General features: G+C 45.3%; 32 protein-coding genes. 18 read left to right on the top strand and 14 right to left on the bottom strand.

Translation table 11 applies throughout. The annotated features are described in order from the left end of the window. Positions 1-5: 5 nt before the first annotated feature. The gene (gene yjgA / locus ICN26_RS02665; RefSeq protein ID WP_216266665.1) at positions 6-533 is read right to left on the bottom strand and encodes a ribosome biogenesis factor YjgA; all 528 of its coding nucleotides are present in this window, start codon (positions 531-533) and stop codon (positions 6-8) included. Between the two features lie 113 nt (positions 534-646). Here yjgA and ICN26_RS02660 point away from each other — a divergent pair, with 113 nt between their 5' ends. From ICN26_RS02660 to ICN26_RS02645, 4 genes are read left to right on the top strand one after another with little or no spacing between them, the layout of a single operon-like run. Beyond that, the gene (locus ICN26_RS02660; protein ID WP_216266663.1) at positions 647-2,290 is read left to right on the top strand and encodes a GMC family oxidoreductase; all 1,644 of its coding nucleotides are present in this window, start codon (positions 647-649) and stop codon (positions 2,288-2,290) included. Between the two features lie 37 nt (positions 2,291-2,327). Next, complete coding sequence (locus ICN26_RS02655; protein ID WP_216267625.1) at positions 2,328-3,212, top strand: EamA family transporter; 885 nt, start codon at positions 2,328-2,330, stop codon at positions 3,210-3,212. Positions 3,213-3,222: 10 nt separating this feature from the next. Continuing rightward, positions 3,223-3,291, top strand: coding sequence for an ABC transporter ATP-binding protein C-terminal domain-containing protein (locus tag ICN26_RS11065; protein WP_369411798.1), 69 nt, complete (start codon positions 3,223-3,225; stop codon positions 3,289-3,291). Positions 3,292-3,322: 31 nt separating this feature from the next. Then, on the top strand, positions 3,323-4,051 hold the full coding sequence (locus tag ICN26_RS02645) for an ABC transporter ATP-binding protein (protein WP_216266659.1): 729 nt from the start codon (positions 3,323-3,325) through the stop codon (positions 4,049-4,051). A gap of 104 nt (positions 4,052-4,155) precedes the next feature. Here the strand turns inward: ICN26_RS02645 and ICN26_RS02640 are convergent, their stop codons facing one another. Continuing rightward, entirely contained in the window at positions 4,156-4,980 is an 825-nt protein-coding gene (locus ICN26_RS02640; RefSeq protein ID WP_216266657.1) for a sulfite exporter TauE/SafE family protein, read from the bottom strand. A gap of 66 nt (positions 4,981-5,046) precedes the next feature. Here ICN26_RS02640 and ICN26_RS02635 point away from each other — a divergent pair, with 66 nt between their 5' ends. From ICN26_RS02635 to ICN26_RS02625, 3 genes are read left to right on the top strand one after another with little or no spacing between them, the layout of a single operon-like run. Then, complete coding sequence (locus ICN26_RS02635; RefSeq protein WP_216266655.1) at positions 5,047-5,919, top strand: MBL fold metallo-hydrolase; 873 nt, start codon at positions 5,047-5,049, stop codon at positions 5,917-5,919. A gap of 19 nt (positions 5,920-5,938) precedes the next feature. Next, on the top strand, positions 5,939-6,250 hold the full coding sequence (locus ICN26_RS02630) for an ArsR/SmtB family transcription factor (protein WP_216267624.1): 312 nt from the start codon (positions 5,939-5,941) through the stop codon (positions 6,248-6,250). 34 nt (positions 6,251-6,284) lie between these two features. Beyond that, positions 6,285-6,470 carry a YgaP family membrane protein gene (locus tag ICN26_RS02625; RefSeq protein ID WP_215305896.1) on the top strand — a complete coding sequence of 62 codons (186 nt, stop codon included), beginning with the start codon at positions 6,285-6,287 and terminating at the stop codon, positions 6,468-6,470. Between the two features lie 61 nt (positions 6,471-6,531). Here the strand turns inward: ICN26_RS02625 and ICN26_RS02620 are convergent, their stop codons facing one another. The 4 genes from ICN26_RS02620 to ICN26_RS02605 are packed head-to-tail and all read right to left on the bottom strand — an operon-like array spanning position 6,532 to position 9,251. Then, positions 6,532-6,957 (bottom strand): hypothetical protein, encoded by a 426-nt coding sequence (locus tag ICN26_RS02620; protein WP_216266653.1) that lies wholly within the window; start codon positions 6,955-6,957, stop codon positions 6,532-6,534. After that, complete coding sequence (locus ICN26_RS02615; protein ID WP_216266651.1) at positions 6,954-7,781, bottom strand: FAD:protein FMN transferase; 828 nt, start codon at positions 7,779-7,781, stop codon at positions 6,954-6,956. Before ICN26_RS02615 ends, ICN26_RS02620 begins: the two co-directional genes overlap by 4 nt. After that, positions 7,778-8,332 carry an FMN-binding protein gene (locus tag ICN26_RS02610; protein WP_216266649.1) on the bottom strand — a complete coding sequence of 185 codons (555 nt, stop codon included), beginning with the start codon at positions 8,330-8,332 and terminating at the stop codon, positions 7,778-7,780. Before ICN26_RS02610 ends, ICN26_RS02615 begins: the two co-directional genes overlap by 4 nt. A gap of 10 nt (positions 8,333-8,342) precedes the next feature. Continuing rightward, positions 8,343-9,251, bottom strand: a complete 909-nt coding sequence (locus tag ICN26_RS02605) for a DUF6662 family protein (protein ID WP_255534349.1) — start codon at positions 9,249-9,251, stop codon at positions 8,343-8,345. Between the two features lie 154 nt (positions 9,252-9,405). On the opposite strand from ICN26_RS02605, the gene ICN26_RS02600 reads away from it, so the two are divergent. After that, on the top strand, positions 9,406-9,648 hold the full coding sequence (locus ICN26_RS02600; RefSeq protein ID WP_216266645.1) for a DUF3820 family protein: 243 nt from the start codon (positions 9,406-9,408) through the stop codon (positions 9,646-9,648). A gap of 4 nt (positions 9,649-9,652) precedes the next feature. On the opposite strand, the gene ICN26_RS02595 is transcribed toward ICN26_RS02600, so the two are convergent. Next, entirely contained in the window at positions 9,653-10,639 is a 987-nt protein-coding gene (locus tag ICN26_RS02595) for a DNA/RNA non-specific endonuclease (RefSeq protein WP_216266643.1), read from the bottom strand. Between the two features lie 551 nt (positions 10,640-11,190). On the opposite strand from ICN26_RS02595, the gene ICN26_RS02590 reads away from it, so the two are divergent. Continuing rightward, complete coding sequence (locus tag ICN26_RS02590) at positions 11,191-12,141, top strand: transglycosylase SLT domain-containing protein (RefSeq protein WP_255534348.1); 951 nt, start codon at positions 11,191-11,193, stop codon at positions 12,139-12,141. A gap of 87 nt (positions 12,142-12,228) precedes the next feature. On the opposite strand, the gene ICN26_RS02585 is transcribed toward ICN26_RS02590, so the two are convergent. Then, positions 12,229-12,576 (bottom strand): FKBP-type peptidyl-prolyl cis-trans isomerase, encoded by a 348-nt coding sequence (locus ICN26_RS02585; protein ID WP_216266640.1) that lies wholly within the window; start codon positions 12,574-12,576, stop codon positions 12,229-12,231. Positions 12,577-12,651: 75 nt separating this feature from the next. On the opposite strand from ICN26_RS02585, the gene ICN26_RS02580 reads away from it, so the two are divergent. After that, on the top strand, positions 12,652-13,668 hold the full coding sequence (locus ICN26_RS02580) for a DUF6352 family protein (RefSeq protein ID WP_216266638.1): 1,017 nt from the start codon (positions 12,652-12,654) through the stop codon (positions 13,666-13,668). Here ICN26_RS02580 and ICN26_RS02575 read toward each other — a convergent pair. Next, positions 13,665-14,864: an MFS transporter gene (locus ICN26_RS02575; protein ID WP_216266636.1), complete on the bottom strand. Its 1,200-nt coding sequence runs from the start codon at positions 14,862-14,864 to the stop codon at positions 13,665-13,667. The two genes, ICN26_RS02580 and ICN26_RS02575, sit on opposite strands and share 4 nt — an antisense overlap. Before the next feature lie 254 nt (positions 14,865-15,118). On the opposite strand from ICN26_RS02575, the gene ICN26_RS02570 reads away from it, so the two are divergent. The 4 genes from ICN26_RS02570 to ICN26_RS02555 all read left to right on the top strand — a co-directional run bounded on the left by ICN26_RS02570 (position 15,119) and on the right by ICN26_RS02555 (position 20,099). Beyond that, a complete protein-coding gene (locus ICN26_RS02570) occupies positions 15,119-17,356 on the top strand; it encodes an NADP-dependent isocitrate dehydrogenase (RefSeq protein ID WP_216266635.1) in 2,238 nt (745 codons plus the stop codon). 156 nt (positions 17,357-17,512) lie between these two features. Further along, a complete protein-coding gene (gene msrP / locus ICN26_RS02565; protein WP_216266633.1) occupies positions 17,513-18,475 on the top strand; it encodes a protein-methionine-sulfoxide reductase catalytic subunit MsrP in 963 nt (320 codons plus the stop codon). Positions 18,476-18,498: 23 nt separating this feature from the next. Further along, on the top strand, positions 18,499-19,086 hold the full coding sequence (gene msrQ, locus ICN26_RS02560; RefSeq protein ID WP_216266631.1) for a protein-methionine-sulfoxide reductase heme-binding subunit MsrQ: 588 nt from the start codon (positions 18,499-18,501) through the stop codon (positions 19,084-19,086). Positions 19,087-19,154: 68 nt separating this feature from the next. Next, positions 19,155-20,099, top strand: a complete 945-nt coding sequence (locus ICN26_RS02555) for an MBL fold metallo-hydrolase (RefSeq protein WP_216266630.1) — start codon at positions 19,155-19,157, stop codon at positions 20,097-20,099. Positions 20,100-20,106: 7 nt separating this feature from the next. Here the strand turns inward: ICN26_RS02555 and ICN26_RS02550 are convergent, their stop codons facing one another. After that, a complete protein-coding gene (locus ICN26_RS02550) occupies positions 20,107-20,931 on the bottom strand; it encodes a hypothetical protein (RefSeq protein WP_255534347.1) in 825 nt (274 codons plus the stop codon). A gap of 52 nt (positions 20,932-20,983) precedes the next feature. Between ICN26_RS02550 and ICN26_RS02545 the strand changes: the two genes are divergently transcribed. Continuing rightward, entirely contained in the window at positions 20,984-21,754 is a 771-nt protein-coding gene (locus ICN26_RS02545) for an SDR family oxidoreductase (RefSeq protein ID WP_216266628.1), read from the top strand. 97 nt (positions 21,755-21,851) lie between these two features. Further along, entirely contained in the window at positions 21,852-22,616 is a 765-nt protein-coding gene (locus ICN26_RS02540; RefSeq protein WP_216267622.1) for a fumarylacetoacetate hydrolase family protein, read from the top strand. 454 nt (positions 22,617-23,070) lie between these two features. Here ICN26_RS02540 and ICN26_RS02535 read toward each other — a convergent pair whose 3' ends face one another. After that, positions 23,071-23,607, bottom strand: a complete 537-nt coding sequence (locus tag ICN26_RS02535; RefSeq protein ID WP_216266626.1) for a DUF2889 domain-containing protein — start codon at positions 23,605-23,607, stop codon at positions 23,071-23,073. A 100-nt stretch (positions 23,608-23,707) separates the two neighbouring features. Here ICN26_RS02535 and ICN26_RS02530 point away from each other — a divergent pair, with 100 nt between their 5' ends. Next, positions 23,708-24,442, top strand: a complete 735-nt coding sequence (locus tag ICN26_RS02530; RefSeq protein ID WP_216266623.1) for a pseudouridine synthase — start codon at positions 23,708-23,710, stop codon at positions 24,440-24,442. Then, complete coding sequence (locus ICN26_RS02525) at positions 24,435-24,737, top strand: 4a-hydroxytetrahydrobiopterin dehydratase (protein WP_255534346.1); 303 nt, start codon at positions 24,435-24,437, stop codon at positions 24,735-24,737. Before ICN26_RS02530 ends, ICN26_RS02525 begins: the two co-directional genes overlap by 8 nt. 6 nt (positions 24,738-24,743) lie before the next feature. On the opposite strand, the gene ICN26_RS02520 is transcribed toward ICN26_RS02525, so the two are convergent. From ICN26_RS02520 to ICN26_RS02510, 3 genes are read right to left on the bottom strand one after another with little or no spacing between them, the layout of a single operon-like run. Next, on the bottom strand, positions 24,744-24,962 hold the full coding sequence (locus ICN26_RS02520) for a hypothetical protein (protein WP_046329638.1): 219 nt from the start codon (positions 24,960-24,962) through the stop codon (positions 24,744-24,746). 58 nt (positions 24,963-25,020) lie between these two features. Further along, positions 25,021-25,563 (bottom strand): isochorismatase family protein, encoded by a 543-nt coding sequence (locus ICN26_RS02515; protein ID WP_369411774.1) that lies wholly within the window; start codon positions 25,561-25,563, stop codon positions 25,021-25,023. After that, the gene (locus ICN26_RS02510) at positions 25,560-26,090 is read right to left on the bottom strand and encodes a GNAT family N-acetyltransferase (protein WP_216266618.1); all 531 of its coding nucleotides are present in this window, start codon (positions 26,088-26,090) and stop codon (positions 25,560-25,562) included. Before ICN26_RS02510 ends, ICN26_RS02515 begins: the two co-directional genes overlap by 4 nt. Positions 26,091-26,142: the final 52 nt, after the last annotated feature.

Here is a 26,142-nt window from a genome sequence, read left to right as displayed (position 1 = left end):
ATACCTTAAATTCCCATATCCTTGAGAACGCGGAAGATCTCTCGATAAGCCTTAGGGGGTTTATTGGTTTCTTTTTCCTTGCGCGCATTACGGATGAGGGTGCGCATATTCTGAATATCCATATCAGGATATTGCTCAATCATTTTCGTAAAGGTTTCATCATTTGCGATTAGGCGATCGCGATAAGACTCTAGATGATGCAGCTTTGCAGTCTCTGCCTTGCTAACCCCTTGGATGGCATCCAAACGTTTCTGAATGGCATCCAATTCTTCTTCATCCAAAAAGCGCATGAGTTTGCCAAGGTATTGCTTATGACGACGGATCGCCTCAAAACTCTTAATTTTGTTAGTTTCCGCAATAGAGGCCTTTATAGCCTCATCCATTGGTATGGTCTTCAGGGCATCGCTACTAAGCGCTGCTAGAACTTCAGCCAGCTTTTGGCGCTCGGTCATCAGCCGCTTTAGCTCAGATTTGCTTGGGCCCTCATCAAGATCTTCTTTCTTGGGGGTGCGGTTCTTTTCATTGAGATGCATAGGCGTATTTTAGACGGGTATTTGCCGTTTCTAGCTGAATCACCTAATTTCTTCATATTGGGAGAATTAGTAAATAATAGAGTTTAAAAATAGGTATCAATAAAAGTAGAGACATGAGTACAACAAGTCATCAAAACACCTACGACTACATCATCATCGGCGCAGGCAGCGCAGGTTGCATGCTGGCCAAGCGCTTGACTGAAAATCCCGCTAAACGGGTGCTTTTGATTGAGGCTGGCAAGAACGACAACTACATCTGGATCCATGTGCCAGTTGGCTACTTATATTGCATCGACAACCCAAGGGCCGATTGGCGTTTTAAGACTACCGCTGAAAAAGGTCTAAACGGACGCTCACTTCTCTATCCGCGGGGCAGAGTATTGGGCGGTTGTTCATCTATCAACGGCATGATCTATATGCGCGGCCAAGAAGGCGATTACGCATCTTGGGTTCAGGCAACCGGTGATGAATCTTGGTCTTGGCAAAACGCATTGCGTCGATACAAGTCATTTGAGGATTATTACGGTGCTGCCAATCAGTGGCATGGCAAAGGCGGAGAGTGGACTGTATCTAAGCAGCGTTTGCGTTGGCCCATCATGGATGTTTTTAGAGAGGCTGCAGTTCAAGCAGGCATCCCAGCATCAGATGACTTTAACCAAGGCGATAACTTTGGAGTTGGTTACTTTGATGTGAGTCAGCGTAAGGGTTGGCGTCTCAATACTTCCAAAGCATTTTTGCGTGATGCTGCCAAGCGATCCAACCTCACTATAGTTACTGAAGCGATGGTCAATAAATTATTGATTGATCCAAGCTCTAAAAATTGCTACGGCGTTCAATATATTAAAGATGGCAAAACCATCGATGTGCATTGCGCTGCTTCCGGTACCGCCAATCAAGGCGAGGTGATTTTGAGTGCAGGCGCCATTGGTAGCGTGCAGGTTCTAGAGCGCTCGGGTATTGGATCAGCTACGCATCTAAACAAACTGGGCATCCCTGTCATCGCCGATTTGCCGGGCGTAGGTGAAAACTTACAAGACCATTTGCAATTGCGCATGATCTACAAAGTCAATGGCATTAAGACTCTCAATACCAAAGCGAACTCTTTGCTTGGCAAGCTGTTAATTGGCATGGAGTACGTTTTGAAGCGCTCTGGTCCGATGTCGATGGCCCCTTCTCAGTTGGGTGCTTTTGCATACAGCTCAACAGATCAGCCTTCTGCTAATTTGGAGTATCACGTTCAACCGTTATCACTAGAAAAGTTCGGCGAAGATTTACATTCTTTTAATGCGATTACTGCGAGCGTTTGTAACTTGCGACCAACATCTCGCGGCAGTGTCCACATCGGCTCGATTGATCCAGAAGCGCCTCCAGTGATTGCGCCAAATTATTTATCGACTGATGAAGATCGTAAAGTTGCTGCCGACTCATTGCGTCTCACACGCAAGATTGTGGAGAGTCCTGCGCTCAAACCGTACACGCCATATGAATACAAGCCAGGCAAGCAGTATCAAACTGACGAGGAGCTCATCAAAGCTGCTGGTGATATTGGTACGACGATTTTCCATCCAGTAGGCACCTGCAAGATGGGGCGCGATGATGATCCGATGGCAGTGCTGGATACTCAATTACGAGTTCGGGGTATTCATCATCTGAGAGTGGTGGATGCATCTGCGATGCCAACGATTACTTCTGGCAATACTGCGGCACCTACGATGATGATTGCGCAACGCGCTGCAGAATTACTTGCTGGTGAATAGTTCGCAAGCCCTGCGCGATCATCAGCCACAGAATCAATTGCCTGTCAGTCATTTACTGCTGGCCTTAGCAATTGTGGCAGTGTGGGGCACTAACTTTGTGGTGATTAAAAATAGTTTGGCGTCTTTCCCGCCGTTTTACTTTGCTGCATTGCGCTACATCTTCGTTTTGTTACCCTTTGTATTTTTATTGCGCAGACCCAAAGTATCTGGGGTTAATTTGTGCATTTATGGTTTAGCTACCGGAGTAGGTCAGTTTGGAGTGATGTATTTCGCAGTAAATAGTCAAATTTCTCCAGGACTGGCTTCATTGGTAGTTCAGACACAAGTGTTCTTTACGATTGGATTTGCAATGCTCTTTGCAAAAGAGGGGCTCCAGCCTTATCAAGCGGTAGCCGTTGCCATTGCCATGATTGGCCTAGGAATTATTGTGCTGCACACAGATGCCACGACAACTTTCTTAGGTTTAGCCTTGGTGGTCTTTGCTGGCCTCTCCTGGGGAGTTGCCAATACAGTGAGCCGTATGGCAGGTGCCATCAACATGCTGTCTTACGTTGTATGGGCAAGCGCATTCTCAATACCTCCTTTACTGCTTGTTTCACTCATTTTTGAGGGTGGCGTCAGTCATTTATGGGAAGTCACCCTGGCGGCTCCCATGGGAGCTTGGATTGGGGTGCTCTGGCAGTCTTGGGCTAACACCCTATTTGGGTATGCAGCCTGGGGCTGGCTCCTCTCGAAGCATCCAGCGGCTGTGGTGGCTCCCGCACCCTTGCTAGTACCTATCTTTGGTATGGGCGCATCTGCCTTCTTTTTGGGAGAGGCTTTACCAACCTGGAAAGTCGAGGCTGCAAGCTTGGTCATTGCCGGTTTGGTCGTCAATCTTTTCTGGCCCACATTACGAGAACAAAGTCGTAAGTTTTTTTAAAACGACTTTTATGGCAGAAGGTAAACCAGCTGAAGTTCAGGCAGACGAGAAGGTGATTCATGCCTACTTGGGTACTTAATCACTAGAACCATATTGAATCGGTAAATACCATGTTATCTATTAAGAATCTTGAAGCAGGCTATGGCAAAGTAAAAGTTCTGCACGGCATCAATATTGATGTTCCCAAAGGACAAGTTATTACTTTGATTGGCTCTAACGGCGCTGGCAAAACAACGACGATGCGCGCTATCACCGGCATGATTAAGCCTACCAGTGGTGAAGTCACTCTAGGTGGCGAAAAAATTGATGGTTACGACTCTCATAAAATTGCTCGTCTTGGTTTAGCGCATAGCCCAGAAGGTCGTCGTGTATTTACGACGATGTCTGTGAATGACAACCTCCTGTTAGGTGCATTCCCACGTTTTACTGGTAGCCGTCCAAAAGGCGACATTAAGAGCGATCTGGAGAGATCCCTCGAAATGTTCCCACGCTTAAAAGAGCGTCGCAATCAGTTGGCGGGAACATTGTCGGGTGGTGAGCAACAGATGTTGGCGATGGCCCGTGCTGTGATGCTCAATCCAGAGATCATTCTCTTGGATGAGCCTTCAATGGGCTTGGCACCGATTTTGGTTGAGGAAGTTTTCAGAATTATTTCTAATCTCAAATCACAAGGTGTCACGATGCTATTGGTGGAGCAGTTTGCTGCCGCAGCCCTAAATGTTGCTGATTATGGATATGTGCTTGAGAACGGTAAGATTGCAACTCATGGACCAGCAGATAAGTTAATGCATGATCCTGCTGTGAAAGCGGCTTACTTAGGTGGTGCTAGCAGCCACTAAGATTGAGTGTCAATGTGTTTGTCAAAAGCCCTCGAAAGAGGGCTTTTTCTATTGGAGAGTAAACCAATCCTCTACTTTTCTAGTTTTGAATAAGTAAGATAGCCTCACAGATTCAAAGTTAGTGCGCCTTTAATTAGTAAGCTCACTGCAATCACTAAAGTGAAGACCGAGAAAATGAGTTGAGTATGCGGGCCACTTAATTTTTTACCTAGTAGCTGTCCAATTAATAGTCCGCCTAAGGCAGCAAGCGCAAAAGGCGCAGCAACGAAGATATTTAAACTACCGCTAACTGCTGAGAATATTGCTCCGCCACCAGTGATGATGGCGAGCACTCCCAGTGAGGTAGCAACGATTGATTTGATGGGTAGGTCGGTATAGCGCTTTAGTGCGGGTACGATAATGAAGCCACCGCCAACGCCAAGTAGACCAGATAGAAAGCCTGCAATACTACCGGCGAGCATGAGGGCGCGAGCACAAGGCAGTGTCCATTGGAGTTTCCCAATTGTAGGGTTGATGAGGCAGGGCGGAGGCTTTCTATTTTCCTCTGGAATGCCCTTAATCTGATTACGGGCCTGACTCAACAAGCGAATAGCCACATATAACAAGATCAAACTAAAGAGGATCTGTAAGGGCGCATTCGGAATCTGAGGTGCAAGCCAAAGTCCCAGTGGAGATAGCGCTAAACCAAAGATCGCCATAAAGCTTGCCGCTTTATACCGCAAGATCTTGTTTTTGAGGCCCAAAATAGCCCCAATAGTAGAAGCTAGGGCAACAGCACATAGCGCAATCGGCGCTGCCTCTGCAATTGTCAAGCCTAGGAAGAAAACCAATAGCGGAACAGACAAGATCCCGCCGCCCGCGCCAGTAAGGCCCATGAGGATGCCTACTAGGATGCCGAGCGAGGGGCTGATGAGAGTTGAGTAATCCATTGCAATTTATTTTATATTAATATAGTATATAAATATATATATTATTTATGCACCCGAAAGCATCAGTTGACTACAAAGCTCACCCCCTTGATTAAAGACTTTTTTGACCCAGAAACATGGACCTATACCTATGTGGTTTATGAGCGTGAGGGAGCTCCTTGCGCCATTATTGACTCTGTCTTGAACTACGATCCAAAATCGGGCAGAACTAGTACCAAGTCTGCTGATGAAGTGATTGCTTTTGTAAAGACACACCAACTCCAAGTGGGTTGGATCTTAGAGACCCATGCTCATGCAGATCACTTAACAGCAGCCCCATACTTGCAAAGTCACCTTGGCGGTAAGTTGGTTATTGGGGATCATATTAAGAATGTACAGGCGGTATTTAAAGGCGTCTTCAATCTAGACGATCACTTTAAAGCGGACGGTACTCAATTTGACCACTTGTTAAAAGAGGGTGAATCACTCGCTTTCGGAAACCTCTCCTTAAAGGCGCTTTTTGTACCAGGCCATACGCCAGCTTGTATGGCTTATGAAATCGGCGATGCCATCTTTGTGGGTGATACCTTATTTATGCCAGATGTCGGCACTGCCCGTTGTGATTTTCCAGGCGGTGATGCGAAGACGCTCTATCGATCTATTCAAAAGATTTTGTCTTATCCTGGTCAGACCAAGTTATATATGTGCCATGACTATCCACCAAATAATCGACCTGCAGGCGGAGTAACCACTGTTGCTGATGAGAGGGCAAATAATATCCATGTGCATGATGGCGTAACTGAAGCGCAATTTGTGCGAATGCGCACCACACGAGATAAAACTTTAGAGATGCCAACACTCATCTTGCCATCTATTCAGGTCAATATACGAGCTGGACATTTTCCTGAGGCCGATAGCAATGGAGTGTCTTATTTAAAAATTCCTTTGAATACACTCTGAACGGAGAATGACAATGAATATGCCCATCTCTAAAGTGGAGTTAAAGAGGATGCAGTCAGCTGCAGATGATGCCTGCAAGCTCATGAAGGTCTTATCCAACCGAGATCGCATGATGCTCTTATGTGAAATCGGTCAAGCAGAAAAATGTGTTGGTGAGTTAGAGGCTGCACTGGATTTATATCAGCCAACTCTTTCGCAGCAACTTACTGTGCTGCGCAAAGAAAAGCTAGTGAAAACACGTAGAGAAGGAAAGCAAATTTATTACTCCCTATCTAGTGAGGTTGCTGTAGCAGTGATGAGTTTGCTCTACAAATATTATTGTAAGAAGTAATCAATCATTTAAACGTTTTAAAAGGGAGTTCAAGATGAAATGTAACGTCGGTGGTATCGATCGTATTTTAAGAATTTCAGTAGGTATTGTGCTGGTTGCGCTTGCAGCGAACGGTATCGTAGGCTGGTGGGGTTGGCTCGGACTAATTCCTATGGCAACTGGTATTTTCCGTTTCTGCCCAGCCTACTTATTATTGGGAAATAATTTTTGCTCTAAGTGAGCGTGCCAAATCTTAATTAAGTCATATTGAGATCAAGCTACTCAATATGACTTATTTATATTTATGACGGTAGTTTTTGGGAATAAACGCCGTGTAGTAAAAAGATGGCAAAGAAGGCAATGCCAATGATCCAGTGTGTCGTAATGACCCCATCCCGAATTTCTGCAGGGCCGTAGTACAACAAAGCGCCTGATACTAATAAGGCTGCTAAAAAAGCCAATTGACTTAAACCGCTCCATAGCTTCCTCTTAGACTTCAGGCCCGCCTTCAGGTGAAAGGGTAAGACTGAGCCTAGAGCTATCGAAGTCAATATGGCAGCAATGCCGTGCCATGCCAATACCGAGTGAGCTCCTAATACGGCTCGTCCAATATGGAATTCATGACCAAGTAAATAAGTCATCCCAGTGAGGGAGCAACTTAACATACCGATTTGGACAAAGTATTTTTGCCATGCTGGCATCTTGCCAAGACGATTTGTATTTTTCATAGAGATTGGATGTTGGGAATTCTAATTGCTTGGGCAGAAAAATAACTCAGGCAAGGATGGTGAGTATTCCCAGAAATGCTCACTACCTTAGTTAAGGCATCTGCATAGACGCATCTACTGGCGACTACCGAGTAAGAATCTGAAAACTCAATATGCTTTTGATTTAATGGATTCACCATAAAACTCTTTGAGCTGGTATTGCGGTTTGCAAAGTAGAGGCTACTAGTGGCAATCGCACCTACTGTCATGCTGCCAATCTGAATGAGTTCATGCGGTTTTGACGGATTACGAATTTGAATATCTTGGGAATGATTTCCGAATACGCGGATATCGCCGCCCGCGTTGACTGATCCAACTTGGACGCCGTTAGCAAGTAAAGCTTCAACGGCTTTATCTACTGCATATCCTTTGGCAATACCGCCAAGATCAAGGCAAAGCGGTAGTGATGATTGAACCAAGAAGGGTTCAATAAATTGGAGATCTTCAATGCCTCCAAATGAGTAATCATTGAGATTGAAATGCTTAGGGAGTAGACCTGCTTCTACCAGGCGATGACCAACTCCACAATTAAATACTCCTTCAGATTGGAGGCAAACCTCTTTTGCATTCCCTAGAACTTCAGCTGTCCAGGGGTGAATCCGAACAGGCTCTAAAGAGGATCTGGCATTGATCTGGGAAAGCTCACTATCAGGATGATGAAAACCCATTAGAGAGTGCACTTGTTCAATAGCTAAAAAAGCTTCGTCTAGCGCTTTCAATGGGGGCGATTGATCTTCAACCCTGATTTCTACAAAGGTGCCTAAAAGCGGCTTGCAACGAATCATTTTGCTTTTAGGCTTAAGGCCTGATTTTTTAAAGCGATGTCATATAAGACCGCAACCCGCTTAACGCCATCAGTCAGATGTTTACAGGAGAGAGTAGCACCACCAATATTCTGAATATCTTGATTGAGCTTAATGGGGTCTGCAGCCGTCTTACCGACAAATTGTTTGCGCCAGTTGGCTTCCGCCACTTCGTATCCATAAGATTCAACGTATTCTAGAATCTCAATTCCGGTTACTGCGCCCGCTGAATTGAGTGCTACTGCGTAAGTAATCATTTCATGTTTACCGACTACCTCATCTACGATGAACCAACTTCCGTCAGCCGCCTTCCAAATTCGATCCCCTTGAAAGGGGTGTCGAATACTCGAAGCTGAGCGCATTTTGTCTTGCAACTCATCAGTGATGATGATCGTATTTTTAACTAGCGATTTATTGGGTATCAGTATCTTCTGAGCTTGTTCAACGGATACATAAATCTTGGCCTGCGCAATGATGGGTGCAGTTACTACAGTTAGACCAATGATGAATAGGGGGTTAGGTTTCCAGTTCATATTCGTTTCTTTAGTTCAAAGGAAAGCCAACTTTGACGATAAATTCATTCACTGAATGGCTATCCCAAACACGAGCATTGGAGCATTCAGCTTCTCCGCCACCCATACAGGTGCCGCCTTTGAGTTGATAGCGCCAAGCGCCTGTGACCCACCAGTCTTTTGCGGCGTAGTGCATATTGGGGCCAACAAAAGTGGCTCGTTGGACTTGATTGCGTAAATTCAATTCTGAGTAGTCATTGTGGAAGCGTGCCTCAACACCAGCGGACCATTTGGGCGCAAATCGATAGCTAGCACCCACGAGAAAATCAAGCATCGATTCTGGTACGTTGCCATTTTCAATAAACTTCAAGCGTTGATTTGCTGCAACTACGTTACCTGCCAGGATCAATCGATCATCAATGAAATTCGATTGCAAGAGTAGGCGGGCTTCAAGTTGATTTTTATTTCTACCAATAGTCGGCTCTAGGTAGAGGCCTACACCAACGGGCGATGTCACTGGATTAGTTAGTCGGTAAATTGCCTCCAAAGAGCCACCTTCAATTCCACTCTTTCTGTAAGAAGTGGCTGGGTCATGGCTAGATGGCACCCCATACCCCCCTGTACAACTTGAGCTATCACCACAGGCTTCTGGATTGGTGTAATTCTGATTTGCGCTGGTGTAGTAGGAGTTGATATAGCCAGCAATTTGTAAATTATTGGTAAGGCCATATTCCAACTCCGTTCTCGCCGTCCAGGCATCGTAGGTGCCGGCAGCTTGTTGTTTATTCAGTTGTAAGCGCTGCTCAAACTCGAGTTTTCCTTTGGGCTGTAGATCGAGGGTATAAATCCATCCAAATGCACCTTCACCCGCATTTGCGAATGAGAAGTGCAGTGCTGTGGCTAATAGGATGCTAAAGGCAACAAGTCTTTTGATAGTCATTTTCATGGTCTAGTGGGCTGGTCAATAAAATTAAATGAGAATGATTCTCAATATACAGTAAATGAGAATAGTTCTCAATTGAGAAAATGACCCTGTGCGCTTTAGTGTTGAGTTTTTGCTTGGGAACACCCCCGAGCTTGTAAGATTTAGGCCTATGGATTCAGAAGCCCTTATGAAGTTAGTCACAATGAAGATGCCTTTCGGCAAGCATGCTGGCCGTGCACTCGCAGACTTACCTGGAAATTATTTGGCGTGGTTTGCGCGAGAAGGATTTCCTAAAGGTGAGCTTGGGCAGTTGCTGGAGTTAATGCACACCTTGGATCACAATGGCTTACGCGGGTTATTGGCCCCTATCCAACGAGCCCATGGAATTGCTCCCCGCAATCGCGAGCAATAAAGCTTTATTTAGTGCGCACTATTGCTGTGACGCGATTACGTTCATAGCTCACATTAGGTGAATCTGGCGGACTACTTTTAGAGAGGGTGGCCTGCAATGCACTTTGCAACTGAATTTCTTGCGCCAGCTTTTGAGCTAACTCTAGATTGCGATCGTATTGAATCTGCACGCTGGCTACCTTCCCCGCTTTGATATTCGTAGCGAGTGCCGCAAGCTTTTCAGGGGAATACTGATCGAAAAAGACGGGATACCACCCACCCACGATAGTTTTGGACTCCAAACTATTCTTTTCAACCGGCAGATGAAAGTCAATCCCAGTCTTCTGAATCAGTTCGACATAAGAGATCGGTGGACTCATTTGCGCATCATCCGTGTTATCGACCCAATAAGCCCAAGCTAATTTTTTGGCAGGATCGTAGACCAGCTTGTAGAGATGACTCGGAATTGTGACCTTGCCTTTGCCGATACTGCCAGCATGACCCACTGAACCAGTAAAGACATAGACATCACCTTGTACCCGCTTGATGTACATCCTGGTGGGCTCCTCAACCCGTTTTGCCCAGATGCCCTGATTGTTTTGCCTAGCTTGCGGCATCATATTTGCCAGGGAGAATGACTGCGCCATTCCCCGCTCACTTGTCATGTCGCCAGCTGGCACGTTGTGACCTCGGTCATATCCGCTGCCACGATAGTCTGACAGTAGGGCGCGTTCATGTACTGGGAGTCTGGCCTCTTCGTAAAACTGATTGGTACGGCGAGGATGTGGGGCCTGGAGTTGCTCGCCATTTAACTTCTCAACGGTATAGATGGGTTTTTTGTCTACAGGCGAGTAATAAATCGCAAAATCATCAAAACAGAGGTCCCGACCCACCTGAGCAGTGCTAGGTATTTGTTGGGATGGGAATAGATCTTGGCATTGCTCAAAGAGGGCGGACGCACTCAGAGGCAGCCAAAGCGAGACTAATAAGAGGGTTTTGGCCAAGTATTTCATTGAATATCAGTGTAATGAGTGTCGTTATTAGGGGGTGAAAGTTTTGCGCGTATTTGGCGATTGAGTTAGCTTTAAGGCTAGTGTTAATGAGTGCACAGAAGTCTTTTTCCTGAAGTTTCATTCAAGCGAAATACATGACAACAGGCTAACGCGTAACTTGAGCTCATGAGTGAAAAAACACTACCGGTAGAAAATTTAGTCCATCAAAATACTAGATGTACGGGTTAAGCAACTCTTTCGAGGGGTGAAAATAGTAGAAAAGTCGGATTTTGAGCCCTTTTTTATTATATGAAATAAGCCTTTACTAACTTCTGTAAGCTATTGAAATTAAAACAGAAAATATAAAATCTACAGGCTCTCTCAGGGATCATCCCTATTTCAAGACCTATAAGTTATGAAAATACGGTTCTTTATTCTTGACTTGATATAAGAACCTTTTTAGAGTGGCTAATGTTTTTTACTTATTGCAATGCAACATAAATCAGAGTGTTGATTTTTGGGGTGCTGCAAGACTACGAATGATTAAATGTTTTTCTGCCAATTCGAGTGACATGCAACTAGCGCAGCCAGCAAGGGCTCACGCTAAGGATTTGCTGGCTCACGCACTTTCTCCTGTTTATCGGGTTATGAATGGTCTATTGATTGTGACTGTTTTCATGATCGTCGGGCTCTGGCTCTCGGGTAACGGAACTCAAGCGGGTGCATTCGATTTAGCTCGAATCCTTGTTCCAGATGAAGCCCGTCATATAGTTTGGCAAGGTGGTTTCGCCATGTTGGATCAGTATCAAGAGGCAACTCCCCAGGCGTCTGCGGATAAAGAAATTGCCAATGTGCTTTACGGAAACACATCGGCCAACCCTGGTAGTAGTTTGATGAGTGCCAAGAAGCAAACAGTTGCCTTGTTGATGCCCTCAGTAGCGCATACCCAGGTAAAACCGATTTCCCATTTGGCTGATCGCATTCCTACCTCAAAAATTGATCCTCAGGCTCTAGATTCAAAGCTGATGGTCTCTATTCACAATCAACGTGCAGTGGCTGACTTTTTTGAGAAGAAGTACAAGTTAGATCGTGCCAAGATTGAGGAATATGTATCTAATACTGTGTTGATTGCAAAGGAAGTCAAAATTGACCCAGTGCTGTTACTCGCCGTGATTTCGGTAGAGTCCAACTTTAATCCGCTGGTTAAAAGCCATGCCGGTGCTGAAGGCTTGATGCAGGTGATGACAACGATTCATAAAGATAAGTACGCCTTGTATGGCGGCGCTACTGATGCGGTGAAGCCTGAAGTCAATATTCGGGTAGGCGCTTACATTTTGAAGTATTTGATTGCTACTAGCGGTTCATTGCGTAATGGCTTGAAATACTATGTAGGCGCTGCAAATGCAGAGAGCGATGGCGGTTATACCGACAAGGTGATCGCCGAAAGAAATCGTTTGATTAGTTTGTGTCAGCCAGTGGCGCCTAACAAACTCACTTTGAACGGCAAAGATTTGCGCTCATAAGATCCGCATACTCTTTCTTGAGAAAAATAAAGGCCACTCATTTTATCTACTTGAGTGGCCTTATTACTTGCTAATGCAGGAGTGGAATTAATTTACACCATGTAGCTCAACTTCGAATACCAATGTTGCATTTGGTGGAATCACGCCGCCGGCACCACGTGGACCATAACCCATCTCCGATGGAATAATTAAGGTGCGCTTGCCACCAATTTTCATGCCTTCTACGCCTTCATCCCAGCCCTTAATGACATGGCCAGCGCCTAAAGGAAAGCTAAATAATTGGCCGCGATCGAGGGAGCTATCAAACTTCTGGCCTTTATGGTCAGGTGCCTGTTCATCAAACAACCAGCCGGTGTAATGCACGTCTACATGATTGCCAGCAGTCGCTTCTTTACCATCGCCCACAATGGTATCTATTTTTTGGAGTTCGCTCACGTTTATCTTCCTCTTTGGCTGAAATTGAAGGGCTAGTATATTCTGAGCGTAATCTTTTTGTTCGAGCAAACTAACATGACAAACTTCTGGCCTCATTCTGCGTACAAAACCCTAACGGTGGGGTCTGACAAGCAATTGCTGGTAACCGATGATTTTCTGCGCACTTACTTATTACGCCCCGAGTTAAACCTCGTTCCTGAGTCCTGTGATGTTGAGCGCGCCCTACATCAGCGCCTAAATGCAAACCCCCGCGCGGAGATTTCCGATGAGGAAATTACCGACATGGCAGATTCTGATATACAGGTTAACTACCAAGTCTGGCTAAGGTATCGAGCTAAGTTATTGGCTGCTAGCTCTCTAGAAAATTTTTACATGAGCTTGTTTAAGGGTGATGGCGTAGATGTGCCACCGCTATTTATATCTCAACTAGCACAAATATTTATTCGACATATTTTGGGTGAGGATTGTCATCCTTTGGATGCACGCATGGGTGAGCTCTTCTTTCGGACTCAAAAGATCACTGTGTTGGAGGATGGTGTGGTGATGGGTGCAGATGATGAGGTGGTGACTCGCAATGCGCAGGCAGGTGAGACTGGCAACATCATGGATCTGCTCAAGAGTAAGTCGATGTCTATGCGCTCAGTCGACTTAGATGTATTGCATGAGGAAAACGCTGAGCTCTATTGGGATAAGAGCGAGGACCATGACTTTGCAGTGCAGTTGAACTTTGGTCAGCCGCCTATTAATCATTTTTGCCGTGTCCTCGAGAAATGGGTACAACACTTTTTAGGTGCCCAGGTGCGCATTACTCCAATGCAGCAAATCTCCGATCCAAAATGGTCTTGGCATGTTGGCCTAGATGCTGCTGCTACGGATATTCTGAATAAGCTTTACAACAAAGAGACAGTCGATACTGACGAACTGGAGAGGGTGATTTGCTTATTCCGTTTGGACTTTATTGATGAGGCAGCCGCTACCCAATCTCAGGCTGGAAAGCCGGTATACATGGGTATAGCAATGAATGATGACAAACAGCTCAAACTCAAACCGCAAAACCTACTCTTCAATCTCCCTTTAGCAAAAGTTTCTTAGGCGCTAGGGGAGGCATTAGTCTGCTTGCGATTGGCGCTAAGCCAAAGTAAAGCGCCAGCGGTGACAGCAACGGGAAGTAGCGATCCTAGATTGAGGATATTCCAGCCCTGCGAGGTAATGAGGGCTCCAGAGCCAAATGAAGTGAAGGCCATTGTGCCAAATACAAAGAAGTTAATGGCTGCCTGAGCTTTGTCACGCTCCTCAGGTCGGTATGCAGTCATCGCCAACGATGTGGATCCGGTAAATAAAAAATTCCAGCCAACACCGAGTAAAAATAGCGCAATCAGGAACTGGTGAAAGTCGACACCAGTAAGTGCGATTGCAATGCATAGAAGATTGAGAATGACGCCAACACCCATGATCTTGAGTGCACCAAAGCGCTGAATGAGTGAGCCAGTGAAAAACCCGGGTGCGAACATGCCAATCACATGCCACTCTAAAACCATCGCTGTATCCGAAAATGGGAGCCCACAAATTTGCATGGCAAGTGGGGTAGCTGCCATGAGGAGATTCATGACGCCGTATCCTAGGGAGGCACCGATCACGGCAACCAGAAAGACTGGTTGCTGCAGAATGGTTTTAAGGCTCCTGCCGGTTGAGAGCGAATGCTGCGTCTTGAACTCTTCCGGAAAATGGATGAATTGCATCACAACGATGCCAATCAAGCCCGCTATCGAGAGGGTAAGGTAAGCCCCCAAAAAAGCAGTGTCAAAGTAATCTTTGGTCCAGGATGCGAGGTTGGGTCCAATGACGGCGCCAAGGATTCCACCAGCCAGCACCCAGGAAACTGCTTTATCTCTCTGGCTGACCGAAGTTAGCTCAGCAGCCGCAAATCGATAGAGTTGCCCATTGGCACTGTAATAGCCCGCAATAAAGGTGCCGAGCACTAGAAGCCAGAAGTTTTTGGAAACAGCTGCATAGGCGCACAAAAGGGCTGAAAATACCGCTACCAGAAGACCCAGTTGAAAAGAAATCTTGCGGCCAAAGTAATTTTGGGTTTTGGCTACGATTGAGGTTGAGAAAGCGCCCCCCACAACGTAGCCCATCACAGGCAAGGTAGCCATCCAGGCAGCCGGACTCAGGCTTAGGCCAACTAGGCCATTAATGGCGATAAAGGTCACATTATTGGTTAAAAACAAGCCTTGGCAGAGAATCAACAGTACGAGGTTTTTGTTGAGTAGGGGGTGCTTGTTCATCATGCATTGCAGTTTACGATGTAAGTGGGTGTGGGTTCGGGTCGGGGTATTTCCCTAAATTGATGCACTTGAGCCAATTTGCAGCCTAAATCCCCTGAAATTACTGGGGTCGATGATTTAAAATAGATTTCTCGGTCCAGTACGTGAAATGACACCCAAGACAGCCACAAGCGCCTGAAGTGTTGCATACGGAATGCGAGAGTGGTTCGGTATAAGGCCGACCCCTAATATTTACCCATATCGAGGAAACATCAATGGCTTCAGAGACATCAAAGATCATTTACACGCTGACAGATGAAGCGCCTTTATTGGCGAGCTGTGCATTCTTACCAATCATTCGTACTTTTACGGCTCCAGCTGGAGTTCAGGTTGTAGAAAGCGATATTTCTGTTGCGGCACGTATCTTGTCAGAGTTCTCCGATTGCTTAACGGCTGAGCAAAAAGTTCCCGATAATTTGGCTGAGCTTGGTCGCATGACTTTATTGCCTGATACCAACATCATTAAGTTGCCTAATATCAGTGCGTCAGTTCCACAGCTGCTCGCTGCCATTAAAGAGTTGCAAGCTAAGGGTTACGGAATTCCTAACTTCCCAGATGATCCTAAAGATGAGGCTGAAAAATCAATTCGTATGCGTTACTCCAAATGTTTGGGTAGCGCAGTAAACCCGGTATTGCGCGAAGGTAACTCTGATCGCCGTGCACCAAACGCTGTTAAGCGTTATGCCCGTAAGAACCCGCACTCGATGGGTGAGTGGAGTCAAGCCTCCCGTACACACGTATCCCATATGCATGGTGGCGACTTCTACGCAGGTGAGAAGTCAATGACGATGACTAAAGCGTGTGATGTGAAGATGGATCTGGTAACGAAGAGTGGCAAGACGATTGTTCTCAAGCCAAAAGTAAGTTTGCTTGCAGGTGAAATTATTGACAGCATGTACATGAGTAAAAAAGCACTCTGTGAGTTTTATGAAAAAGAAATTGAAGATGCTTACAAGACTGGCATGATGTTGTCCTTGCATGTCAAGGCCACCATGATGAAGGTGTCACACCCAATCGTGTTCGGTCACGCTGTCAAGATTTTCTACAAAGATGCATTTGAAAAATATGGCAAGTTGTTTGAAGAGTTGGGTGTAAATCCAAACAACGGTATGAGTAGCTTGTACGAAAAAATCAAGACTTTGCCAGAATCTAAACGCGAAGAAATCATTCAGGACTTACATGCTTGCCATGAGCACCGTCCAGCGTTGGCAATGGTGGACTCTGCCAAAGGCATTACTAATCTTCATTCACCTAGTGATGTAATCGTAGATGCATCGATGCCTGCAATGATTCGTGTGGGCGGCAAGATGTGGGGTGCTGATGGTCGCTTGCATGACACTAAAGCCGTTATTCCAGAAAGTACTTTTGCTCGCATCTATCAAGAGATCATTAACTTCTGTAAGACGCACGGTAACTTCGATCCAAAAACGATGGGTACAGTACCCAATGTGGGCTTGATGGCTCAGCAGGCAGAAGAATACGGTTCACATGACAAGACCTTTGAAATCACTGAAGCTGGTGTAGCCCGGATTGTTGCGGATGATGGCACAGTCTTGCTGGAGCAGAATGTGGAAGAGGGCGATATCTGGCGTATGTGCCAAGTAAAAGATGCGCCCATTCGTGACTGGGTGAAGTTAGCAGTAAATCGCGCACGCTTGTCACATACTCCAGCCGTTTTCTGGCTAGACGAGTATCGTCCACATGAAGCTGAGTTGATCAAGAAGGTGCAAACCTATTTGAAAGAGCACGACTTAACTGGCGTTGATATTCAGATCATGTCGCAGACTCGCGCAATGCGCTATACCCTAGAGCGCATCATTCGCGGTAAGGATACGATCTCTGTGACCGGTAATATTTTGCGCGATTACCTTACCGACTTGTTCCCGATTATGGAGCTCGGTACTAGCGCCAAGATGTTATCAATCGTGCCTTTAATGGCTGGTGGCGGTCTCTTTGAAACTGGTGCAGGCGGTTCTGCTCCTAAGCATGTTCAACAGCTGGTCGAAGAAAACCATTTGCGCTGGGATTCCTTGGGCGAGTTCTTAGCCTTGGCAGTTTCTCTCGAAGATATTGGTGATAAGACTGGTAACGCCAAAGTCAAAATCTTGGCTCGCACTTTAGATGAAGCTACCGGCTCACTATTAGATAACAATAAGTCACCATCACCACGCACTGGAGAGCTAGATAATCGCGGTAGCCAGTTTTACTTGGCGATGTACTGGGCTCAGGCTTTAGCTGCGCAAACCGAAGATAAAGAATTGCAAGCCCACTTTGCTCCGATTGCAAAAGCCTTGACTGAGAACGAGCAAAAGATAGTTGCTGAGTTTAAAGCGGTACAAGGAAAACCTGTGGATATTGGTGGTTACTACAAACCTGATCACGACAAGTTCGTGGCTGTGATGTGTCCAAGTACTACCTTGAATGGCATCCTAAAAATGGCATCTGCTGCCTAAAATAAGCTTGCTTCACAAAAAGGGTAAACCGTTTGGTTTGCCCTTTTTTCTTGTGCGCCTTTTAGCTTAATGCAGTAGCTCAGCAATAAATTGGTAGGCATAGGAGAATGAGGCTTATTGTCACTATTAGATTCAATCCATTGAGGAGACTTTGATATGTCTACGAATGAGCAAAAGCGGCTTTCCCAGGAAATTACCCCTAAAGCGGTCTTTGAGGGACGGCGTGACTTGATTAAGAATGCTGCAGCCGGAGCCTTTGGTCTGGCACTGGCACCCTGGTTCTCGCGTGAGGCTCTTGCTAGTACTACGCAAAAGTTAATTGCTACGCCAAACCCAAACTTTGTTTTGAAAGAAGAATCAACTACTTATCAGTATGTCACTGGCTATAACAACTTTTATGAGTTTGGTACAGATAAATCAGATCCCGCTGCTTATGCCCATAGTTTGCAAACTCGGCCATGGACCGTGACGATTGAAGGTTTGGTTAAAAAACCAATGACTTTGGATATAGATGCCTTGCTTAAGCTTGCCCCGATGGAAGAGCGTGTTTATCGTATGCGCTGCGTTGAGGGTTGGTCGATGGTTATTCCTTGGGATGGTTACTCACTATCCAAGTTACTGAATCAGGTGCAGCCTTTAGGTTCTGCGAAGTATGTTGAATTTATTACCTTAGCTGATCGCAAGCAAATGCCGGGTCTGAAGAGTCAGATTATCGATTGGCCTTATCGCGAAGGTCTACGCTTGGATGAGGCTATGAACCCCCTGACGCTGCTCACTTTTGGTCTTTATGGCGAAATGCTACCAAAGCAAAATGGCGCCCCAGTCCGAATTGTGGTGCCTTGGAAATATGGCTTTAAGAGTGCGAAGTCGATTGTGAAAATCCGTTTAACAGAAGAAATGCCGAAGACTAGCTGGAGTCAATTTGATGCAAGGGAATATGGTTTTTATTCCAACGTAAATCCTTTGGTAGATCATCCCCGTTGGAGTCAGGCGACTGAGCGTCGTATTGGAGACTCTAAAGGCGCCTTTGCACCCAAAATTAAAACCCAAATGTTTAATGGTTATGGCGATCAAGTAGCGAGTATGTATGCCGGGATGGATTTGAAGAAATTCTATTAATACAATACGATAAGTAAAGCTGGATGAAGCTACTGATCTTCCTATTAGCCTTATTGCCATTAGATCGTTTGATTTGGTTGGGGTTTACTGATGGTTTGGGCGCGAATCCGATTGAGTTTATTACGCGCTCAACAGGAACGTGGGCGCTAGTCTTCTTGTGTTTAACGCTGGCGATGACACCATTACGTTTGATGACAAATTCAACAAGGTGGATTCGATATCGCAGAATGTTGGGTCTATTCAGTTTCTTTTACGCAGCACTCCATTTTGTCATTTGGCTTTGGCTGGATCAGGATTTTGATTTGATAGAGATGCTCAAAGACGTAGTAAAGCGACCCTTTATTACGATGGGCTTTATTAGCCTGGTTCTACTATCTCCACTAGCGCTGACCTCTACCCATTGGGCTCAAAGAAAACTGGGTCGTCGCTGGGCACACTTACATCGACTCATCTATCTGATTGCCTGCACTGCAATACTCCACTATTGGTGGCATAAAGCAGGCAAGAATGATTTCGATACCGTCACAATCTATGCAGTAGTTTTGCTATTGCTGTTATGTTGTAGGATTCCTTATGTTCGTAAGATTTTGGACAAGCGATCTACCATTTAAGGATAATCCGCCGATGACTCGATTTCCTCACTCCGATATTCAAAATCTTGAAATCACTGCGCAGAAAAATGCAGCTACCTGAGAAGCGCATCGGCAATTACTCGCTCCCACCCGGAATAGAAATTTTCGAGCGCGGATGGCTATCGGCAAACAATATATTACTTTTCAGTGAAGAAGATGTATCACTAGTTGATAGTGGCTACTGCGCGCACCAGCAGATGACTGTTGATCTGGTCACTAATGCACTGAAGCAGCATGGCTTAAAAAATCTCAATAAAGTTGTCAATACCCACCTACATTCTGATCATTGTGGTGCTAACGCAGTCTTATCAAAGGCATTCGATTGTGAGATATGGATACCAGAAGCAGAGGCAATTGCCGTACGAGACTGGAATGAGGATTTGCTGAGCTTTCAGCAATTAGGCCAAGAGTGTCCACGCTTCACTCATCATGCCCTGCTTGTGCCTAGTGAAGAAATACTCTTAGGCTCTTATTGCTGGCAAATTCTGGCTGCTCCAGGCCATGACAACCATTCAATCATGTTGTATCAAGAGCAGCATCAAATTTTGATCTCGGCCGATGCGCTATGGGAGGAGGGCTTTGGAGTCATCTTTCCTGAGCTCTGGGGTGAAGGTGGCTTTGAGGGGGTAGCGCAGACCTTAGAGTTGATTGAGAATCTCCCCGTTGCCTTGGTTATTCCTGGGCACGGCAAGCCTTTCACGGATGTCAGGAAGTCAATTGAGACTGCAAAATCCCGCCTCGATTACCTCTCCAGCGATGCTGATCGCAATGCACGTCATGGTGCTAAGGTCCTCCTGAAGTACAAGCTATTGGAATGGCGTAGTCAGAAGGTGGCAAAGGTCAATCAGTGGATTGCAGATACGCCTGTATTGGAAAGTATTCGCAAGCAGCTCAATATGAGCAGTGAAGATTTTCAAGTCTGGCTAGTAGAAGCTTTAGTGAAATCAAATGCAGCTACTGTCCAGAAAGATCATTTGGTAAATCTGGGTTAAGTACCACTCAAAAATTAAACGATAGTTTTCCATAAAAAGACCAGTCGTAAACAGGATAACTTTGCACGACCTGTTTGCTAGCACCTACCGCGAATAAGAAACTTTTATTAAGACGATGAGTCACCATAGCATCGAGCGGGACAAACCAGCCGCCCCCTCCACCTGTATTCAGGATGATTCCATTCTCATCCCATAATCGAAGTTGAGTGCTAGCAGAGATATTTAATCCAAGCGTTGGAAAAATATTGAGATTACGAACCAGGGGCGGTTGATTGGGATTACTAGCGAATGAATTACCCTTAGTATCAAATCCATACATATACCTGAGTAAAGGTGAAAAGTCTGAGAGTCGTGAGTCGCTGCCTTTGTTTGGTACATATACTGTGCCGATCTGAGGGCCGGCAGCCCATTGCCCGTTATTACCAAACGGAAAGATAATCCTGCCGCCTAATGTACCTTCCCAATTCTTCAGAATACTGGGGTGATTTCCCCAGACCGTAAGCATGGTGTTGCCGGCGTTATAAGTGCCAGATGACTGCTCAGCAAGGGTGGGTCCGTAAGTCGAAACATAGGAAGTATCGAGCCGCATAGTGCCTCGCCACTGGTCAAACTGTAGGGGCTGGTAGTAGCGAAGCTTTAAAGTGTCGCTTTGAGTTTGTTCTCCAAAGGTATTGTGATACCCCCAAAACTCTAGAACCCGCTGACTTGAGTGCTGATCAGATGCTTTCTCTAGATTTAAAAACCCCCCAGAGAATTTACTTTCATCAGCGAAAGCATTTCCGATGAATCCCAATGAAATCAGGCAGTGGGTAAAAATACGTAACAATGTCATATACGCAGTAATATAAATGACTCAGCTAATTACATAAAATAAGTAGATCAATATGGAACATACAGTTTTAGTCACCGGCGCTACTGCTGGCTTTGGAGAGGCAACTGCGAGGCGATTTTTGGCACATGGCCATCAAGTGATCGCCTTGGGTCGAAGGGTGGAACGCCTAGAGGCTTTAAAAGCATCTCTGCCGGCAGAGCAGCAGAAAAAATTATTAACCTTAGCTATTGATGTTTGCGATAGCGCAAAGGTAGATGGACTCGCAGCCACACTGCCAGCTGAGTTTGCCAAGGTGACAGTGTTGGTGAATAACGCTGGATTGGCTTTAGGTCTTGAGCCGGCGCATCAGGCTGTGCTCACGGATTGGGATCAGATGATTGATACCAATATCAAGGGGCTAGTGCATATGACGCGCGCCTTTTTACCGGGAATGGTAGAGCGCAAGTGTGGCCATGTGATTAATCTAGGCTCAGTAGCAGCAAATTACCCCTATCCAGGTGGTAACGTCTACGGCGGCACTAAAGCCTTTGTTCAACAATTTAGCTTAAATCTCAGGGCAGATTTGATCGGTACGCCAGTACGTGTTACTTGCGTTGAGCCAGGGATGTGCTCTGGAACTGAGTTTTCGAATGTGCGCTTTAAAGGTGATGATAGTAAGGCTGGCAAGGTCTATACCGGTGTGACAGCATTAAGTGCAGATGATGTAGCGGAGGCTATTTATTGGTCCGCTAACTTGCCAAGTCATATGAATATTAATGTCTTGGAGGTTATGCCGGTTCAGCAAGCTTTTAATGCATTTAATGTGCACCGCATGGAGAGCTAGAGGAAAGATTAGGATAAAGTTACAAGTGGATATATATAAAAATAATCAAGGAGGTAGTTTGTCAGATCAGAATAGTAAATCTAGTCGACGTAATGCCATGAAGATGGGTATTGGCCTAGCAACCATTGCGACTGCGGGTGTTGTAAGTCAGCCGCAAGCGGCAGAGGTTAAAACCCCTTTCACCGTGAGCCAGGTATACATTCCAATTGCTGGTAGTTCGCAAGAATTTCCAGTGAGAAGGGTTTACTGTATCGGCCGAAATTATGCGGCTCATGCAAGAGAAATGGGCTCTGATCCAACTCGTGAGCCACCATTCTTTTTCCAGAAGCCAACTGATGCAATTCAATTTGTTGCTCCGAATAAAATTATTGATCATCCATACCCAACATTAACTAAAAACTATCACTATGAAGTGGAGTTGGTAGCCGCATTAAATAAAGGTGGAAAAAATATCCCCTTTGAAAAAGCCTTAGAGCATGTTTTTGGTTACGCTCTAGGACTGGACATGACGCGTCGAGATTTGCAGCGTTTTATGGGTGATCAAAAAAAACCTTGGGAAATTGGTAAGTCATTCGACTTCTCGGCGCCCATTGGACCTATTTACACAGTAGATAAGGTAGGACATTTTAAAAATGGTGCTATCGGGCTATCAGTAAATGGTATTACCAAGCAGAAAGCTGACCTTAGCCAGATGATTTGGTCGGTTGCAGAACAAATTGTCAAACTTTCTGAAGCGAATGAACTGTTCCCTGGGGACATTATTTATTCAGGAACGCCTGAGAATGTTGGTCCAGTAGTTAGGGGTGATATCGTGCGTTGTTCGATTGCCGGATTGCCGGATTTAGCGGTGAAAATTATCTAAATTTTGATGAGAGCTCTAACTTTTCTTTTTTGTATCGAGCCTCTATTTTTCTCAATTAGCGCATATGCTGCTGAATATCGGTTTTTATTCAGCAGCTAGTGCTTAGATATCCTTGATTAAGTTATCGAAATTATTTAATCAAACCCAGTATGGCGGCAAGATAGTCAATTATTTTGATACAGCCGGCGCTGCAGAGAAACCACTTTAGATGACCCTAAGAGCGCTTGTTTAATAACAACTCAAGTCAGATTAATAGTACTAGTTGGACCATTTCCTTCTGAGTTTGAGCTGGCTACGCGCTATTCTTTGTGGTGCAAAGATTCATCATTGTTAGAGATATTTTCGTATATTACCCTGCTTAAATCTTGCCATGGATCCCAAGTATTGACTTCCAGCGGATTACGCCCGGCGCAATAAATGCGCCTCAACTATTGTGGTGTTTTGGGTATAGGGATCATTTGGTCTTCCACTTATAAAATTTAGGGTACGCACGCATCACTACTGGCCCGTTGAAATCCCAAGATTTACAGGTTCCCAAATAGAGGGGTGGTTTATTGTTATCCGGGTCAAATAATGCGCCTGGAATAGACTGGAATGCGGCGGTAGCAATATTGCTGAGAAGCTCTCGTAAATGAGTGCACCCCTTAATGCCTCCAAGGTGTTCGTTGATAATTTTGCGCCAACCCTTACCAATGCGGGCGCCAATCAGTGCATCCATTGGAGGTATTACCTGCGGGCATTCTGGGTGAGGGTGGCTGTCCATAGCCACTTCAATTGCCTGAATCACTAATTCAGTATTGACGGTAATGCGAACCCACATATCGTGAAAAGCTTGACCTGGCTCCCAGGTTTTTCCGCCGGTGATAAATGGCTGAAATTTAAAATCTCGCAAATGCGCTTCAATATCCCATAGGCCATCTTCACGAGCGTAGCCCTGAAAAGTAATTTCACGAGTATGAAGAGGATTTCTGGGTGCTGGGGTTGAGAGCATGGTGGTAGTAAGTAAGAAGCTCGGAGGCGATATGTGTCCATCATAACGGCTTCATTCCACGACTACTGTGAGAGCGGCTTTGTAGTATTCTCGGCAAGGTATGGCCAAACCAATTTCTATCGAAAAAATACTATTTAGCCAAGGCTTTGGTACCAGGCGCTATTGCAGCGATTTAGTCTATGCCGACCTAGTCAAGGTGAATGGTGTTCCGGCGGATGATCCAGAGGAGCGCATTGCTACCGATGGATTAATGCTCAATGTAGAGGGCAAAGATTGGGAGTTTCATGAAAAAGCTTATATTGCGTTTAATAAGCCGCCAGACTATGAGTGCTCTCATAAAACTACGCATCATCCCAGCGTCTACAGTTTGTTGCCTAAACCTTTTGTAGAGCGAGGCTTGCAATGTGTCGGGCGCTTAGACTTTGACACTACTGGCTTAATTTTGATATCAGATGATGGCCAGTTTATTCATAAGATGACTACACCCAAGAAAAACATTGGCAAGGTTTATGAGATCACAACTCCAGAGCCCATTACCCAAAAGCAGATTGATCATTTATTAACGGGGGTTGTTTTGGATGATGACCCAAAACCCTGTTTTGCTACAGCATGTAAGCAGCTTGGGGAGAATATTTTAGCAATGACTATTGTTGAGGGTCGCTATCATCAGGTGAAGCGAATGATGGCTGCAGTAGGTAATCATGTTGCCAAACTGCACCGTACCGAAATCGGACAATACATCATGCCAGTAGATTTGGCTGAGGGTGAGTGGCGTTGGCTGTACCCGGATGATTTACAGAAACTATCTCATAGTGTTGGAGCTTCCATTGTCTAAACTCAATCTACTTGCTCAAGATTTTGATTTTGCAAAAGTGTTACCTGAGTGGCGGGTAAATCTGGATACTCAAGAGCTAGAGCGGGTGTTTGTATTTAAGGACTTTAAGAGTGCCTTTGAATTCATGACGCTGTGTGCAGATTTCGCTGAGAAGTTAGATCATCATCCAGACTGGTCAAACTCTTGGAATAAGGTATCGGTACGATTGAGCACCCATTCTCTGGGGGCCTTAACTGAGTTAGACGTTGCTATGGCGAGTGCCATGGATCAGTTTGCCCTGCAAATCTTGGCGTAGTTCGTTTTACTGCACTTCCTCATCATCTTCATCCTCTGAGGTGATACTCATGAGGATGGTTGCTAAGAGACCATAAACTACTTCTGTAGCGATCATGCCATCTTCATCAAGCTCATCAATCAGATCATTTAAGCAATCTTCAGTAGGTTCATTTAGGAGCGTCATAGCGCATTCGCACCCGTAATCAAAATCTTCGTCGTTTTGGGTTTGAGTGTCATTCGTCATAAGAATCCTTTAAGTGATGCTGCAGAATAGCAAATAAAGTCTCGCAAGCCCGGCCCTATTATTTTAGTAGCACAAGAACTTCTTTGAAGACGGGATTTTGCGCTGTCTTTAGCCACTCAAATCCGAGCATCTCCGCCGTAATAAGTCGTGCTCCAGCAATGTTTAGTCGATCAAGTGCAATTTGCTTGTCGAGTGCCCGGCGTGAGCCAACACCATCTACTACTACGAAAACATCGTAGCTCTCATCGATGAGCTGAAGTGCTGTTTGCATTAAGCAAACATGGGTTTCGCATCCCATCACAATACACTGTCGGCGATTATCAGGAATAGCGGCCATCAAGCCATCAGCACAGGCATTGAAATGCTCCTTCTTAATCGTTTTGCTGCAAAAGGTCTTAATAGAATCGAGATTGCTTCCTAAGCTGCCTGGACTTTGCTCTGTACCAATAATCGGAATCTCGAGTAGTTGGGCAATTTGAGCAGTGCGAATACATTGCTTGAGCACTGCTTCACCTTGATCGATCGCAGGCATCAGACGACTCTGTAAGTCGATGAAGATAAGGATTGAATTTTCTGAATGGATTTGGTTTGATCGGTTCACAGTGGCAGACTCACAGTTTTAAAGTCAGGGTCATCATCCTGGCTATGAATCTGAAAGCCCAGATCAGAGACAAGATGCAGCATTCTAGAATTTTTACTCAAAACATACCCAATCATTTCTTTCAATCCATTCTTTTTAGCATGTTCAATGAGATCAAGCATTAAATGTGTACCAACACCATGTGTAGTGTAGTTATCACTCACGCTTAGGGAGAATTCACAAGCATTTTGATTGGGCGGCGTCACATAGCGTGCAATCCCAATAATCTCCTCAGTACCGGTGAGGCTGGTGATTACCGCAAGCAATGCCATTTCTTTTTTATAGTCCAAGTGCAAGATGTCATCAAGAAAGTCATCTGGAAGTTTAGAGATTGCGTGGGCAAATCGAAGATAGCGACTATCGGGCGAAAGGTGATTGAATAGCTCAATGATTCGTTCACGATCATCCGCTTGAATAGAGCGAATCTGGTAATAGCTCCCATCACCAAGCGCATAGGCCTTGTTGGTAAATGGCTTAGGTATATTCATGAGCTATCAATTTGGAAGCCTGATTGCCTCAGGATACCTTTTTTAGGCCCAT

This window comes from Polynucleobacter hallstattensis (genome assembly GCF_018881835.1).
Lineage (GTDB): Bacteria > Pseudomonadota > Gammaproteobacteria > Burkholderiales > Burkholderiaceae > Polynucleobacter > Polynucleobacter hallstattensis.
This window is presented reverse-complemented; position numbering and strand designations above follow the sequence as displayed.

What these genes read in the sequence shown, in the direction of transcription:
- ICN26_RS02625 (WP_215305896.1), top strand. Translation starts at nt 6,285, where the DNA reads ATGAAATGTAACGTCGGTGGTATCGATCGTATTTTAAGAATTTCAGTA.
- ICN26_RS02660 (WP_216266663.1), top strand. Translation starts at nt 647, where the DNA reads ATGAGTACAACAAGTCATCAAAACACCTACGACTACATCATCATCGGC.
- ICN26_RS02530 (WP_216266623.1), top strand. Translation starts at nt 23,708, where the DNA reads ATGGCCAAACCAATTTCTATCGAAAAAATACTATTTAGCCAAGGCTTT.
- ICN26_RS02575 (WP_216266636.1), bottom strand. Translation starts at nt 14,864, where the DNA reads ATGAACAAGCACCCCCTACTCAACAAAAACCTCGTACTGTTGATTCTC.
- ICN26_RS02605 (WP_255534349.1), bottom strand. Translation starts at nt 9,251, where the DNA reads ATGACTATCAAAAGACTTGTTGCCTTTAGCATCCTATTAGCCACAGCA.
- ICN26_RS02630 (WP_216267624.1), top strand. Translation starts at nt 5,939, where the DNA reads ATGCCCATCTCTAAAGTGGAGTTAAAGAGGATGCAGTCAGCTGCAGAT.
- ICN26_RS02645 (WP_216266659.1), top strand. Translation starts at nt 3,323, where the DNA reads ATGTTATCTATTAAGAATCTTGAAGCAGGCTATGGCAAAGTAAAAGTT.
- ICN26_RS02610 (WP_216266649.1), bottom strand. Translation starts at nt 8,332, where the DNA reads ATGAACTGGAAACCTAACCCCCTATTCATCATTGGTCTAACTGTAGTA.
- msrP (WP_216266633.1), top strand. Translation starts at nt 17,513, where the DNA reads ATGTCTACGAATGAGCAAAAGCGGCTTTCCCAGGAAATTACCCCTAAA.
- ICN26_RS02510 (WP_216266618.1), bottom strand. Translation starts at nt 26,090, where the DNA reads ATGAATATACCTAAGCCATTTACCAACAAGGCCTATGCGCTTGGTGAT.
- ICN26_RS02580 (WP_216266638.1), top strand. Translation starts at nt 12,652, where the DNA reads ATGACAAACTTCTGGCCTCATTCTGCGTACAAAACCCTAACGGTGGGG.
- ICN26_RS02640 (WP_216266657.1), bottom strand. Translation starts at nt 4,980, where the DNA reads ATGGATTACTCAACTCTCATCAGCCCCTCGCTCGGCATCCTAGTAGGC.
- ICN26_RS02520 (WP_046329638.1), bottom strand. Translation starts at nt 24,962, where the DNA reads ATGACGAATGACACTCAAACCCAAAACGACGAAGATTTTGATTACGGG.
- ICN26_RS02570 (WP_216266635.1), top strand. Translation starts at nt 15,119, where the DNA reads ATGGCTTCAGAGACATCAAAGATCATTTACACGCTGACAGATGAAGCG.
- ICN26_RS02615 (WP_216266651.1), bottom strand. Translation starts at nt 7,781, where the DNA reads ATGATTCGTTGCAAGCCGCTTTTAGGCACCTTTGTAGAAATCAGGGTT.
- msrQ (WP_216266631.1), top strand. Translation starts at nt 18,499, where the DNA reads ATGAAGCTACTGATCTTCCTATTAGCCTTATTGCCATTAGATCGTTTG.
- ICN26_RS02550 (WP_255534347.1), bottom strand. Translation starts at nt 20,931, where the DNA reads ATGACATTGTTACGTATTTTTACCCACTGCCTGATTTCATTGGGATTC.
- ICN26_RS02595 (WP_216266643.1), bottom strand. Translation starts at nt 10,639, where the DNA reads ATGAAATACTTGGCCAAAACCCTCTTATTAGTCTCGCTTTGGCTGCCT.
- yjgA (WP_216266665.1), bottom strand. Translation starts at nt 533, where the DNA reads ATGCATCTCAATGAAAAGAACCGCACCCCCAAGAAAGAAGATCTTGAT.
- ICN26_RS02535 (WP_216266626.1), bottom strand. Translation starts at nt 23,607, where the DNA reads ATGCTCTCAACCCCAGCACCCAGAAATCCTCTTCATACTCGTGAAATT.
- ICN26_RS02555 (WP_216266630.1), top strand. Translation starts at nt 19,155, where the DNA reads ATGCAGCTACCTGAGAAGCGCATCGGCAATTACTCGCTCCCACCCGGA.
- ICN26_RS02540 (WP_216267622.1), top strand. Translation starts at nt 21,852, where the DNA reads ATGAAGATGGGTATTGGCCTAGCAACCATTGCGACTGCGGGTGTTGTA.
- ICN26_RS02620 (WP_216266653.1), bottom strand. Translation starts at nt 6,957, where the DNA reads ATGAAAAATACAAATCGTCTTGGCAAGATGCCAGCATGGCAAAAATAC.
- ICN26_RS02590 (WP_255534348.1), top strand. Translation starts at nt 11,191, where the DNA reads ATGCAACTAGCGCAGCCAGCAAGGGCTCACGCTAAGGATTTGCTGGCT.
- ICN26_RS02545 (WP_216266628.1), top strand. Translation starts at nt 20,984, where the DNA reads ATGGAACATACAGTTTTAGTCACCGGCGCTACTGCTGGCTTTGGAGAG.
- ICN26_RS02600 (WP_216266645.1), top strand. Translation starts at nt 9,406, where the DNA reads ATGGATTCAGAAGCCCTTATGAAGTTAGTCACAATGAAGATGCCTTTC.